At 47.9% G+C, this 12783-nt stretch carries 12 protein-coding genes; 8 read left to right on the top strand and 4 right to left on the bottom strand.

The genetic code is table 11. The annotated features are described in order from the left end of the window. Positions 1-146: 146 nt before the first annotated feature. Complete coding sequence (locus tag DN599_RS12860; protein WP_110457994.1) at positions 147-557, top strand: YccF domain-containing protein; 411 nt, start codon at positions 147-149, stop codon at positions 555-557. Between the two features lie 37 nt (positions 558-594). Then, a complete protein-coding gene (locus tag DN599_RS12865; RefSeq protein ID WP_110457995.1) occupies positions 595-825 on the top strand; it encodes a PGPGW domain-containing protein in 231 nt (76 codons plus the stop codon). A gap of 150 nt (positions 826-975) precedes the next feature. Here the strand turns inward: DN599_RS12865 and DN599_RS12870 are convergent, their stop codons facing one another. Next, positions 976-1323 carry a DUF6508 domain-containing protein gene (locus tag DN599_RS12870; protein ID WP_110457996.1) on the bottom strand — a complete coding sequence of 116 codons (348 nt, stop codon included), beginning with the start codon at positions 1321-1323 and terminating at the stop codon, positions 976-978. Positions 1324-1583: 260 nt separating this feature from the next. Further along, positions 1584-2495: a LysR family transcriptional regulator gene (locus tag DN599_RS12875; protein WP_110457997.1), complete on the bottom strand. Its 912-nt coding sequence runs from the start codon at positions 2493-2495 to the stop codon at positions 1584-1586. Positions 2496-2671: 176 nt separating this feature from the next. Between DN599_RS12875 and DN599_RS12880 the strand changes: the two genes are divergently transcribed. The 3 genes from DN599_RS12880 (at position 2672) to DN599_RS12890 (ending at position 5703) form a co-directional block, all read left to right on the top strand. Next, positions 2672-3838, top strand: a complete 1167-nt coding sequence (locus tag DN599_RS12880; protein WP_110457998.1) for a homogentisate 1,2-dioxygenase — start codon at positions 2672-2674, stop codon at positions 3836-3838. 88 nt (positions 3839-3926) lie between these two features. Then, complete coding sequence (hppD, locus tag DN599_RS12885; protein ID WP_110457999.1) at positions 3927-4967, top strand: 4-hydroxyphenylpyruvate dioxygenase; 1041 nt, start codon at positions 3927-3929, stop codon at positions 4965-4967. A 121-nt stretch (positions 4968-5088) separates the two neighbouring features. Then, complete coding sequence (locus DN599_RS12890) at positions 5089-5703, top strand: LysE family translocator (protein ID WP_110458000.1); 615 nt, start codon at positions 5089-5091, stop codon at positions 5701-5703. A gap of 25 nt (positions 5704-5728) precedes the next feature. Here the strand turns inward: DN599_RS12890 and DN599_RS12895 are convergent, their stop codons facing one another. Beyond that, complete coding sequence (locus DN599_RS12895; RefSeq protein WP_420820868.1) at positions 5729-6940, bottom strand: GNAT family N-acetyltransferase; 1212 nt, start codon at positions 6938-6940, stop codon at positions 5729-5731. Positions 6941-7161: 221 nt separating this feature from the next. On the opposite strand from DN599_RS12895, the gene ggt reads away from it, so the two are divergent. Together ggt and DN599_RS12905 are read left to right on the top strand one after the other, a co-directional pair. Then, complete coding sequence (gene ggt / locus DN599_RS12900) at positions 7162-8892, top strand: gamma-glutamyltransferase (protein ID WP_110458001.1); 1731 nt, start codon at positions 7162-7164, stop codon at positions 8890-8892. 110 nt (positions 8893-9002) lie between these two features. Continuing rightward, on the top strand, positions 9003-9617 hold the full coding sequence (locus tag DN599_RS12905) for a DUF938 domain-containing protein (RefSeq protein WP_110458002.1): 615 nt from the start codon (positions 9003-9005) through the stop codon (positions 9615-9617). A gap of 66 nt (positions 9618-9683) precedes the next feature. On the opposite strand, the gene DN599_RS12910 is transcribed toward DN599_RS12905, so the two are convergent. Continuing rightward, positions 9684-11465, bottom strand: a complete 1782-nt coding sequence (locus DN599_RS12910) for an acyl-CoA dehydrogenase C-terminal domain-containing protein (protein WP_110458003.1) — start codon at positions 11463-11465, stop codon at positions 9684-9686. 358 nt (positions 11466-11823) lie between these two features. Here DN599_RS12910 and DN599_RS12915 point away from each other — a divergent pair, with 358 nt between their 5' ends. After that, positions 11824-12672: a D-hexose-6-phosphate mutarotase gene (locus tag DN599_RS12915; RefSeq protein ID WP_110458004.1), complete on the top strand. Its 849-nt coding sequence runs from the start codon at positions 11824-11826 to the stop codon at positions 12670-12672. Positions 12673-12783: the final 111 nt, after the last annotated feature.

Consider the following 12783-nt stretch of genomic DNA (forward strand, 5'->3'; position numbering starts at 1 on the left):
GCAATAATAAACAGCAGGTTAAATATTGGCATGATTATCGCTTGATTGCATTTATAGGTGATTAACAATACTGAAATAGCGTGAGACACATTCGCCCTTACTGGCGACATCGATAGCATAAGTGAAAACAATAACAGGAGCGCTCAATGACCGTCATTCGTTTACTACTCAATATTGCATGGTTTATTTTAGGTGGGTTAGTGATGGGGTTAGCCTGGTGGTTAGCCGGCATACTCTGTTTTATCAGTATTATTGGCATTCCCTTTGGCCGCGCCTGTTTTGTGATTGGTGAAATGGCTTTTTGGCCCTTTGGTCAAGAAAGCCACAACCGTAAAGCTTTAACTGGCGTTGAGGATCTAGGCACCGGTCCACTGGGTATGATAGGCAATGTCATCTGGTTTCTATTATTTGGTTTCTGGTTAGCGATAGGTCATCTTGTCCATGCACTGGCTTTATTTGTCAGCATTATCGGCATTCCGTTTGGGCTCCAGCATTTAAAACTGGCCCTACTCAGCCTAACGCCAATAGGACAAACCATCAAAACCAAAGCCGCTTAACTCAACCTGCTGTTCACTATTTATGGAGTATTAATTAATGGGTAACCCATTGCGTAAGATGGTTATCGCCATGATAGGAGGCAGCTTAGTATTGCTTGGTGCTGTGCTAATAATACTGCCAGGCCCTGCATGGTTACTACTGCCTGTAGGGCTCGCAGTATTGAGTATTGAATACCCATGGGCAAGGCGTTGGCTCAAACTCAGTCAACGCCAGATGAAACAATCGGCACTTTGGTTAGATAAGCGTTGGGCCAATAGGAAAGGCTAAGTAAGGTAAATAACGCGCAGTAATTCGTTACTGCGCGTTATTCATTGTTAGCACAGTCACATTGCCAAGCGAGCATCACTCCGACAAGCATTTAAGAAATGCCTTGTAAAATAATAATTTAATTCAATTAATTGTTATGTTAGCGTTTGATTAGTTATGGATCATTTGGTTGAGTCGCTCTAAAATGGCTAATAACACGCCTTGGCGACGCATATTATCGAGCAAACCTACACTAAAGCGCTCAAGACGCGTCATAGCGGTCAATAATAACTGACACTCTTGCAAGCTAGCATCACCAATATATTCAGGCCTATCGATAAGATGGCTATTTTGATACCAATCATTCCAGTCCAAGCACTCTAGTAACAGGCCACTCTCGTGCAACTGTTCAGTAAAAGCATGCAGTTTACTGCTACATACAAGGTGTTCACCTTGGGTAAAATGCTGAGCATATTGCGCATATAATGCAGAGATTTGTAATGACATAATATCACTCATACCGACCTCCTAAAGCGAAATATCAGGACTCGCAACCAACAATGTGGCGCGTGGCACTAAACTAACGACAAAAGAGATAAGCACGTCACCTTTACCAACTAACGGGGTATTAGGCTAAGTCAATGCAGCTGAACCATAGCTTAACGGCTGAGCATAAGCCTGCGGCGGATCATAATTCGAGAGGGCTGCGGCGTGCAAGAGCTGCTGTAGTATCAGAAATGAAGCCAGACTAAACAGGTACGCTGGTAGGGTAATAGGAATTAAACCACCTTACACTGCGAGTGTTGATACAGTGCAAACTCCTGTAAAATCAGATCGGTAAATAGACGACCAGCCCGGCCTAAAGGCCGCTCCATGGTGGAGACAAGTTGCGGAGTAAAGCTGTAACGACTGGCGCCGATAAAGTCCACTTCCACTAACTCCCCCGAGGTCAGTTCGGTTTGAATCAAAAATTCAGGCATCCATCCAAAACCCAAGCCCATCTGCAGCGCATTTTTCTTCATAATAAAACCAGATAAATAAAACACCTTGTCGCCGCCAAACTGTAGTTGGTCACTGTGGTGCACACTGGGGGATGAATCTTGAATGGTGAGCTCGACATGTTGCAATAACTCAAATAAGGCCACCTGTTGCATCGCGGCAAGTGGGTGTTCGCGACTGACCACCAGCACACTGTTAATGATGGGCAAAGGTTGAGGACAATAGTTAGGACCAGAACGATAGTCCTTCACCAGCATAAGATCGGCGGCGTCACGCTCAAACCTGTGTTGTACCCCCCCTAAAAATTCTACATTAAGCTGGATCTTGGTGGGGATATTCTGCTCGGCCACTTGCTTAAGCGCCCGCATTATCGGCTCCATAGGTAAAGAACCGTCGACCACCAATTCCAATTTAGGCTCCCAGCCTTGGCTAAATCGGCTGGCTAAATGTTCAATATTCCCCAGATACTGCAGCAGCCTTTGCCCCTCGGCCAACATAACCTTACCTTCTGCAGTTAATTCGGCCCGATACTTATCCCGACAAAAAAGCTTTACACCTAAGTGTTGCTCTAGTTTTTTAACCTGATAACTCACAGCCGATTGCGCCTTGTGTAAACGTTCTGCCGCCTTGGCAAAGCTGCCCTCTTCTACCAGTACTTCGAGTACCTTAAATGCTTCAATATCAATTTTCATCAGCCCTCCAAAGCGTAAAGCAAATACAACCATCTAATTATTAGATTAAGTTAAGCTATTTATTATTCTTTTTTTTGTTATTGCTAGCAACTAAATTGATAACTCGGTCACAAAAAATGCGTTCACCACAATAACAACAAGATCTGTGTGCTGTTAAAGCACCGAGGAAGAACAGTATGCCGTTTTATGTTAAGCAGGGGCAGATCCCACACAAGCGTCACATCACCTTTCAAAAAGACAACGGTGAACTTTATCGTGAAGAGTTGTTTTCTACCCACGGCTTTGCCAATATTTACTCTAATAAATATCATCACAATATGCCCACCAAAGCATTAACTGTGGCGCCTTATGAATTAAACCACGGCGAAACTTGGCAAGATCCACTGATCCAAAACTACAAACTTGACTCAAAGCAAGTGGATCGCCAAGGCCACTTTTTCTCCGCCCGTAATAAGATTTTTTTCAATAATGATGTGGCGATCTATACCGCCAAAGTCACTCAAGATACCGACGAGTTTTATCGTAATGCCTATGCCGACGAAGTGGTGTTTATTCATGAAGGGCAAGGCATGCTTTACAGCGAATATGGCACCATTAGTGTCAAAAAATGGGATTATCTGGTGATCCCACGAGGCACTACCTACCAACTTAAATTTACCGATGTTGATCATGTCCGCCTGTTGGTGATTGAGTCCTTTTCCATGGTGGAAGTGCCCAAACATTTTCGTAACGAATATGGTCAACTGACTGAATCGGCGCCCTATTGCGAGCGCGATATTCGGGTGCCAACCTTGCAAGACGCCACAGTAGAGCAAGGGACATTTCCCTTGGTGTCTAAATTTGGCGAGCGCTACCAGCTCACCCAACTGGAATGGCACCCATTTGACTTAGTCGGCTGGGACGGCTGTGTTTACCCATGGGCATTTAACATCCAAGATTACGCACCTAAAGTGGGGCAAATTCACCTGCCTCCCTCTGAGCATTTGGTCTTTAGTGGCCATAATTTTGTCATCTGTAACTTTGTGCCGCGCCCTTATGACTTTCATCCCCAGTCGATCCCGGCACCTTACTACCACAACAATATTGACAGTGACGAGGTGCTCTATTACGTCGACGGCGACTTCATGAGCCGAACAGGCATTGAAGCCGGTTACCTCACCTTGCATCAAAAAGGGGTACCACATGGGCCCCAACCGGGACGAACCGAAGCTTCCATTGGCAAAACCGAAACATATGAATATGCCGTTATGGTCGATACGTTCGCCCCACTACAACTCACCCAGCACGTACAAACTTGTATGAGCCCAGATTACAACCGCTCGTGGATAGAAGAAAAACAATAATCACTCATGGTAGCCAAGCTGCCGACACAGCTCAAGCCGATGGTTCAACACACAGCGGCGAGATAACATATTGAACGAGGACATTGACATGGCAAGCGAACAAAATCCCCTAGGACTCTTAGGTATCGAATTTACTGAATTTTGCACGCCTGATAGCGAGTTTATGCATCAGGTATTTATCGACTTTGGTTTCTCTAAATTAAAAAAACATCAGCAGAAAGAGATTTTTTACTACAAACAAAATGACATCAACTTTCTGTTGAATAATGACAAAAAAGGCTTCTCCTGCGCCTTTGCCAAAAAGCATGGCCCTGCGATTAGTTCTATGGGCTGGCGGGTGGAAGACGCTCAATTTGCCTTTGACGGTGCCGTGGCGCGCGGCGCAAAACCTGCTACAGCAGCGGCGAAAGATCTGCCCTATCCTGCAATTTACGGTATTGGCGACAGTCTTATCTATTTTATCGACACCTTTGGTGAGCAAAACAACATTTATGCCAATGACTTTATTGACTTAGATGAGCCTGTTATCACCCAAGAGAAAGGTTTTATCGAAGTCGACCACCTGACCAATAATGTCTACAAAGGCACCATGGAGCATTGGTCTAATTTCTATAAAGAAATATTTGGCTTTACCGAGGTGCGTTATTTCGATATCAAAGGCTCGCAAACGGCATTGATCTCCTATGCACTGCGCTCACCCGATGGCAGTTTCTGTATCCCAATCAATGAGGGGAAAGGCGATGATAGAAACCAAATAGATGAATATTTAAAAGAGTATGATGGCCCGGGTGTACAGCACCTGGCTTTTCGCAGCCGCGACATAGTGGCCTCGCTCGATGCGATGGAAGGCAGCTCGATTGAAACATTAGACATCATTCCCGAGTACTACGACACCATCTTTGACAAGCTGCCACAAGTCACCGAAGACAGAGAACGTATTAAGCATCACCAAATTCTGGTCGATGGGGATGAAGAGGGTTATCTATTGCAGATTTTCACCAAAAACCTATTTGGGCCCATTTTTATCGAGATTATTCAACGCAAAAATAACTTAGGTTTCGGTGAAGGTAACTTCAAGGCGTTATTTGAGTCCATTGAGCGCGACCAAGTGCGCCGCGGTGTGCTCTAAAGTCCACCGGCTCTCATAGGATACTAAAAACCAGCTCAAGGGCTGGTTTTTTTATTGGCACCCAAGCGATAAATCACTACACTAGCGGCCTGTTTATATTCACTGATTAGTCCTTATCGCCATGTCTGAACACATTCTTATTGCGGTATTTTTACCGACCTTCTTCTTTGTCTCGATAACCCCAGGCATGTGCATGACCTTAGCCATGACCTTAGGCATGAGCATTGGCGTACGCCGCACCCTGTGGATGATGATAGGTGAATTGGTGGGCGTGGCACTCGTGGCCATTGCCGCCGTAATGGGCGTGGCCAGCATGATGCTCAATTACCCCCAGATATTTGAGATCTTAAAATGGGTTGGTGGCCTCTACCTCGCCTTTATCGGGGTGCAGATGTGGCGCGCCAAAGGTAAACTCGCCCGTTTAGAAACCTCAACCTCTATCAGTAATCGCGCCCTTATTACTCAAGGCTTTGTCACCGCCATCGCCAACCCTAAGGGCTGGGCCTTTATGATCTCTTTACTGCCGCCTTTTATCAATGTCGATAACGCCATTGCGCCGCAAATGATGATGCTGTTATCCGTCATCATGTTGACCGAATTTGTTAGCATGTTGGCTTATGCCAGCGGCGGTAAATCCCTCAAACTGTTTTTAAGCCGTGGTGACAATATTAAGTGGCTCAACCGCATCGCCGGAAGCTTAATGGTGGGTGTGGGTTGCTGGCTGGCGCTAGGCTAGACGCTAGCCTCTAACGTAAACTGCTTCACTCTTGCCCTTTTTTGTACGGCAGAGCCTGTTTAAGCTGTGTCATGTAATGCTGTACCTGTACCCGCTCTTGCTTGGTAAAGTCGGCGATGGCGGCGCGAAATTGCCCATGAGCTATCTCATGGGCCGAATAGGTTTCCACCGGTTCAAAACCCCGTAACACCTTATGTTCGCCTTGAGCCCCCGCATCAAACACCTTAAACCCATGAGCAATAGCATACTCGATCCCCTGATAGTAACAGGCCTCAAAGTGCAACCCATCGAGCTCAACTAAGGTGCCCCAATAACGCCCATAGAGGGTGCTGTCAGAGACAAAATAGAGCGCCGCCGCAATCATAGACTCATCGCCTTCCTCTTGCTGGCTCACCAATAACAGGCGTATCGCATCGCCCATGGTGGCCACCAGCTGAGTAAAAAAAGCCAAGTTAAGATAACCGCTATGACCTGAACGTTTAAAATAGGTCGCTTGATAACACGCCACAAAATGTTGCAATGCATCACAGGTGATCTGCGGCCCCTCAACAAACCGAAAATACAGTGATTTATCCTGTAACTGCCGTCGCTCTTTGAGGATGTTTTTACGCTTGCGGCTGCTCATTTGCGCTAAAAATGCATTAAAATCATGATAACCACGATTATGCCAATGAAACTGAGTGCCCAAGCGGGTTAAACACCCGGTACTGGCCAAACGCTGATGCTCGGCGTGAGGATGAAACAGTTGATGCCAGCCAGAGCCTGCAACACGTGCAACCTGCTGTTCAAGGTAACGACTGAGCTGCGTTAACAACGCCTGCACCTGTGCGGCATTTAACTGCGTCGATATTGCCAGCCGCGGCCCGGTCACAGGCGTGAAAGGCACGGCACTAACGAGTTTGGGATAGTAGTTGAGTTGATGCCTCTCATAGGCCTGCGCCCATGCCCAATCAAACACATATTCGCCATAGGAGTGGGTCTTAAGATACATGGGCATGACAGCGACTAGGTTAGTTTCAGCACCAGTAGTGCTATTGACAGTCTCATCCCCCTCAACCACCTTGACGATGACATGCATCGGCTGCCATCCTGTTTCGATACTCACGCAGCCACTGTTTTCTAATGCATGTAAAAACTCATAGCGGCTGAAGGGGTTATCACTGCCCATTAACTGCGCCCACTGCCGCTGGCCTATTTGACTTATCTGACTGACGCACGTGAAGGTAAACAAGGGCACAAGACTCCTTTAGGATGATGGTTTAAGTGCAGCAACACGCTGTGGCAAGCATCACTTGCTATGTTTCATTTGATAACCGCCTGTTGACAGTACGCTGTAGCAAAAAAGCTTTAACGGCACTCTTTTGACAGCAATGACTTACTATTAATAATGCCAGCGGCTTGATTTTAACAGCAATAGTCGGCACATTGAGGAACAAATTTAGACACAAAGGATCAATTGTGCGCCCACTGAACACCCTCATTATCGCCCTATCGCTTTCACTGCCTTTCACCTTAAGCCAGTATAGCCACGCGGCTGAATCATCAATATACAGTAATAGCGCTACCGTCCAACCGGTATGGGCAAAGCATGGCATGGTCGCCAGCCAAGAAGCGCTCGCCACCCGAATTGGGGTGGATATTTTGCAGCAAGGAGGCAATGCCGTCGATGCTGCCGTGGCCGTTGGCTTTGCCTTAGCAGTTACCCTACCGCGCGCGGGTAACCTCGGCGGCGGAGGTTTTATGCTGGTCCATATCGCTAAAGACAATAAAACTATTGCCATCGATTATCGCGAGGTCGCGCCCGAAAAAGCCGATAAGGATATGTTTTTAAACGCGCAAGGCGACGCCGTCGCTAAGCTCAGCCGTGAACATGGCCTCGCCGTAGGCGTGCCCGGCACCGTAATGGGCATGGAATTAGCCTTAACACAATATGGCACCATGACCCTAGCACAAGTCATTGCCCCGGCCATCTCTTTAGCCAAACAAGGCATTGTCGTTACCCCAGATTTAGCCACCTCCCTTGCAGGGCTTAAGCGTCGCATTAGCCAATGGCCCAGTTCGAAAGCGATTTTTTATCGACCCGATGGCAGTAACTTTGAGATTGGCGACACCTTAGTACAACAGGATCTGGCTCACTCGCTAACACTGATCGCCGAGCAAGGCAGTAAAGGCTTCTATCAAGGCAGTACGGCTGAAAAAATCGTGACTGCGGTAACCGACGCTGGCGGTATCATGACTCTGGCCGATCTGGCCGACTATCATGTGGTTGAGCGCGAACCTGTGAGTGGCGAATATCGCGGTTATCGGGTGGTCTCTATGCCACCGCCATCATCGGGCGGCGTGCACATCATAGAGATGCTCAACATGCTCGAGCCCTTCCCCATCGATAAAATGGGCCATAACACCGCCGATACCCTGCATGTGATGGCTGAAGTGATGAAGCGCGCCTATAGCGATCGCAGCAAATACTTAGGCGATCCCGACTTTGTTACTGTGCCGGTGGCCGAGCTTATCAGTAAGCCCTATGCCAAACAGCGTTCTAAAACCATCACCTTAGAAACATTGACCCCAAGTCATCTTATCAACCCAGGTAAAGTCTCAGGCTATGAAAGTCCACAAACGACCCACTATTCTGTGGTCGATAAATGGGGTAACGCAGTCGCGAACACTTACACCCTTAACTTTAGTTACGGCTCTGGTTTAGTGGCTCAAGGCACAGGGATTTTACTCAATAATGAGATGGATGATTTCTCGGCAAAACCCGGCGTGCCTAACGGGTATGGGCTAGTTGGCGGTGATGCTAATGCGGTCGAGGGGCATAAACGCCCGTTAAGCTCAATGAGCCCAACCATAGTGATGCAAAACGGCAAACCTTTTATTGTCACCGGCAGCCCCGGGGGCTCGCGGATCATCAACACCACCTTACAGGTGATCATGAATGTGATTGACCATAAGCTCAACATTGCCGAAGCAAGCTATGCCAGCCGAGTTCATCATCAATGGTTGCCAGATGAGCTGAGGGTTGAGAAAAGCCTCAATCGCGACACTATTAAGCTACTAGAGGCCAAAGGCCACAAAGTGACGATAGGCAATGCCATTGGCTCGACCCAATCGATTATGGTCACTCCCGAGGGGATCTATGGCGCATCGGATCCACGCCGAGCTGGCAGTGAAACAGCGGGTTATTAACATAGCCACTGTGTATGAGTCAAAAAAGCGCCGTCGAGGCGCTTTTTTATTGAGTCAGCCAAAGCCATTAAGGTAAAGTGAGCCATCAACTCCACCACAAAAGAGCCGCAATGAATCAAGCTGATGGACTGCCCTACTCCCAAGCCTGCGAAAACAATAAACAGGCCATTTTATCTGTGTTACGCCACGGCTTTGCTCAGGCCACTCAGGTATTGGAAATCGGCAGTGGCACGGGACAACATGCACTCTATTTTGCCGAGCAGTTGCCTCATCTCACTTGGCAACCAAGCGATCAAGGCGCCTATCTTGCGCCGCTGTGCCTTAGAGTGAGCCTAGCGACCCACCTTGATAATCTTGCCCTGCCGTTAACTATTGATGTTATGCAGCCTTGGCCCTGCGAGTCGCAACAATTTGATGCACTCTTTAGCGCTAACACCTTGCATATTATGAGTAAAGCCATGGTAGAAGCCATGTTTGAGGGGATATCGCAGCATTTAGCTCTAGGAGGAGTATGCTGCCTGTACGGGCCGTTTAATTATCAACAAGCCTACAGCAGCGCCAGTAATCGTGAATTTGATACTTGGCTAAAGACTCGCGATCCTCTCAGTGGTATTCGCGACATTGAGTGGATAATCCAGCTTGCCGCCCGCGCAGGTATGCGCTTAATGGCTGATAATGAGATGCCTGCCAACAATCGCTTACTGCAATTTTTAAAAGAGGCGTGATCATTCCCCCTGATATGCCGCGTGACCACGGCATATCATTATCTAGCAGTCATTAAAAATGGTGGCTTAGAAGTCGGCCTCGGTCAGTGAACAGATAATCTCACTACTGGACTCAATTTGCGCCCCCAAACTGCGAGTTTGCACCGCCCAATACGCCATGTAAAACGCGGCGGTTTTCAGTTTATCCTGATAAAACGCCTGCTCTTGCGAGGAATGCTCGAGCGCCACCGCCGCCATCCTCGCCCACATCCAAGCTAACGCGGCAATGCCAAACATCTGCATATAGGGCATAGACGCCGCCCCGATGATATCGGGATTGTGACCAGCATGAGTACTGATATAACTTGTGGCCTGTTGCAGCTCCTGTAAAGCATCACGTAGCGGCATAATATAGGGAAGCATGGCATCATTACTTTTATGCTCATCGATAAAGCTGGTTACTATCTCAGCCCATAGGGCTAAAGCTGCACCGCCATCGCTGAGTATTTTGCGCCCAACTAAATCCAATGCCTGCACGCCATTAGTGCCTTCATAGATCATCGCAATACGACTGTCGCGTACAAATTGCTCCATGCCCCACTCATGGATATACCCATGGCCACCAAACACCTGCTGAGCATCGACACAGGCCTTAAACCCTTGGTCGGTCACAAAGCCTTTGACCACTGGGGTAAATAACGCGGCCAGCTTACTGGCATTAGCAGCCAGTGACTTATCGTTAGCGCGATGGGACTCATCGAGCCACAGTGCTTGCTGGCCCATTAAGGCTCGCGCCCCTTGATTAAAGGCCTTTTGGGCCATCAACATACGCCGAATATCACCATGCACTATGATAGGATCGGCGGCCTGTTCGGGTGCCTTGACACCGCTCAGCGCGCGACCTTGAATCCGCTCTTTTGCATAGGCTAATGCATTTTGGTAGGCAATCTCCGATACGCCAAGGCCTTGCACTCCCACCCCAAGGCGCGCCTCATTCATCATGGTAAACATGGCACGTAAACCTTGGTGCGGTTTACCCACCAGTTCCCCCATGGCCCCATCAAACACCATCACGCAGGTTGAATTACCATGAATGCCCATTTTATGTTCCAGCGCACTAGCGACCACCCCATTGTGCTCGCCTAAGCTGCCATCGTCATTGACGCGATATTTCGGCACCGCAAATAAGGAGATCCCTTTCACTCCAGCAGGCGCATCGGGCAGACGAGCCAAGACCAAATGCACTATGTTGTCGGCCAAGTCATGATCGCCCGATGAGATAAAAATTTTCTCGCCGCTAATGGCATAATATTGCTCATCAATCGCGTGTGCCTTGGTACGAAGTAGCGCCAGATCGGTTCCCGCATGGGATTCCGTTAAGTTCATGGTGCCGCTCCATTCACCGCTGACCAATTTGGCTAAATATTTCGCTTTAAGCGCCTCACTGCCGTGGGCATGAATCGCCGCATACGCCCCATGAGTTAAGCCGGGGTACATGGCAAACGCCATATTGGTGGAGGTGTTCATTTCTGTAGCAAATATCCCCACCGACTCGGGAAGCCCCTGGCCACCATAATCAGGATCGCTGGTCAATGTAGCCCAGCCATTGTCTACATATTGTTGATAGGCCGCTTTAAAACCTGTTGGGGTGCGAACTTGCCCGGCGACAATTTCGCAGCCTTCGACATCGCCGCTGCTATTTAATGGCAACATCACGTCGGTAGTAAAATCTGCAACCCCTTGTAGAATCGCGTCCACTAATGGCGCATCAATCTCATCGAATCCTTGTAGATCGCGGCGCTGATAAATCGACAGTAACTCACTTAATATAAATTGATAATCTCGAAGCGGAGCTTGATAGATAGGCATTGAATCATCCTTATTAATCGCTATTTCATCCATTACGTCATACCGAGCTTAAGTTCTGTTACGTGACAAAGAGATTGCATCGCCACCCATGTAGTCACAGTAACGGCCACTGCACACCTATGCATCGAACTTGAGCGTCAATATATTCCTCAAGAGACAAGCTAAACATGGCACTTGCTCTTGTCCTCCCACTCTAACCAAATCAGCCTAAAAATACAGCACTTATAAGACTAATAATCTTGAGCGGGGATAATAAAACAGCAAAAAAAATCAATGCGATACTTATGCTTAAATAAAAAAAACGTTAAGCTAACATCTCTGCCGCCTCAGGCCAATATTGGGCAATAAGGATAAGACGATGGCTTCTGTTACCACCAAAAAACACCCTAACGGACTCGACTATGTCGAAATCGACACGCCCTTATGCGAGGCGCGGATCTTTATGCAAGGCGCGCAGATCGACCGTTTTACCCCTAAGGGTAAGCCTCCATTACTCTGGGTATCGAGCGCCGATGATTATCAGCCAGGACATGGTATTCGTGGTGGTATTCCCGTGTGCTGGCCTTGGTTTGGTATGAGTAATCATCCAGAATGGCCACAACATGGTTTTGCGCGCACTCGTATTTGGACGCTCGATTCGGTGCAGCTGCGCAATGACATAGCCGAACTGAAATTTAGTTTATCCATCAACGATGAAGATAGGATCAGCTGGCCCCATGACACCAAAATCGAGCTGCTATTTACCCTCAGCGATACCTTAAGTGTCAGCTTAATCAATACCAATCTCAGCGATGAAACCGTGAGCCTAACCCAAGCCTTACATACTTATTTCCCTATTGGCGATATTCACCAACTTAAGGCTACAGGCTTTAGTGGTGCCCATTACATTGAATTTGGTAAGGGGCCCTATGCGCAGGCCACTGATGAAGTGATATTCAACCAAGAAACCGATAGGGTTTATAACGCCCTTGGCTCCCAACAGCAGCTACATACGCCACAAGGGGTGATTAATGTCTGTCGCCGCAATAGCCAGTCAGCGGTACTGTGGAACCCATGGATTGATAAATCCAAGCACCTCGCACGCTTTAATCATGATGATTATCTCACCATGGTGTGTCTCGAAGCGGCCAATGTGCTTGAGGATAACGTCACACTTGCCCCCTATGGCAGTCATACCTTAACGACTGAGATCAGCTGGGCCAACTAACAACATTGGCCTCAAATAGCTAACATTAGCAGCTTATGTTGCGCCAATTGAGGGCTAACTGACTTAACTGCTAGACTGATCGTAACGACTCTATTTGTGGCGCAGCATGTT

Source organism: Shewanella algidipiscicola, assembly GCF_900380485.1.
Classification (GTDB): domain Bacteria; phylum Pseudomonadota; class Gammaproteobacteria; order Enterobacterales; family Shewanellaceae; genus Shewanella; species Shewanella algidipiscicola.

Coding starts and splice junctions, on each gene's coding strand:
- DN599_RS12870 (WP_110457996.1), bottom strand. CDS start 1,323: ATGAGTGATATTATGTCATTACAAATCTCTGCATTATATGCGCAATAT.
- DN599_RS12875 (WP_110457997.1), bottom strand. CDS start 2,495: ATGAAAATTGATATTGAAGCATTTAAGGTACTCGAAGTACTGGTAGAA.
- hppD (WP_110457999.1), top strand. CDS start 3,927: ATGGCAAGCGAACAAAATCCCCTAGGACTCTTAGGTATCGAATTTACT.
- DN599_RS12915 (WP_110458004.1), top strand. CDS start 11,824: ATGGCTTCTGTTACCACCAAAAAACACCCTAACGGACTCGACTATGTC.
- DN599_RS12910 (WP_110458003.1), bottom strand. CDS start 11,465: ATGCCTATCTATCAAGCTCCGCTTCGAGATTATCAATTTATATTAAGT.
- DN599_RS12880 (WP_110457998.1), top strand. CDS start 2,672: ATGCCGTTTTATGTTAAGCAGGGGCAGATCCCACACAAGCGTCACATC.
- DN599_RS12890 (WP_110458000.1), top strand. CDS start 5,089: ATGTCTGAACACATTCTTATTGCGGTATTTTTACCGACCTTCTTCTTT.
- DN599_RS12860 (WP_110457994.1), top strand. CDS start 147: ATGACCGTCATTCGTTTACTACTCAATATTGCATGGTTTATTTTAGGT.
- DN599_RS12865 (WP_110457995.1), top strand. CDS start 595: ATGGGTAACCCATTGCGTAAGATGGTTATCGCCATGATAGGAGGCAGC.
- DN599_RS12905 (WP_110458002.1), top strand. CDS start 9,003: ATGAATCAAGCTGATGGACTGCCCTACTCCCAAGCCTGCGAAAACAAT.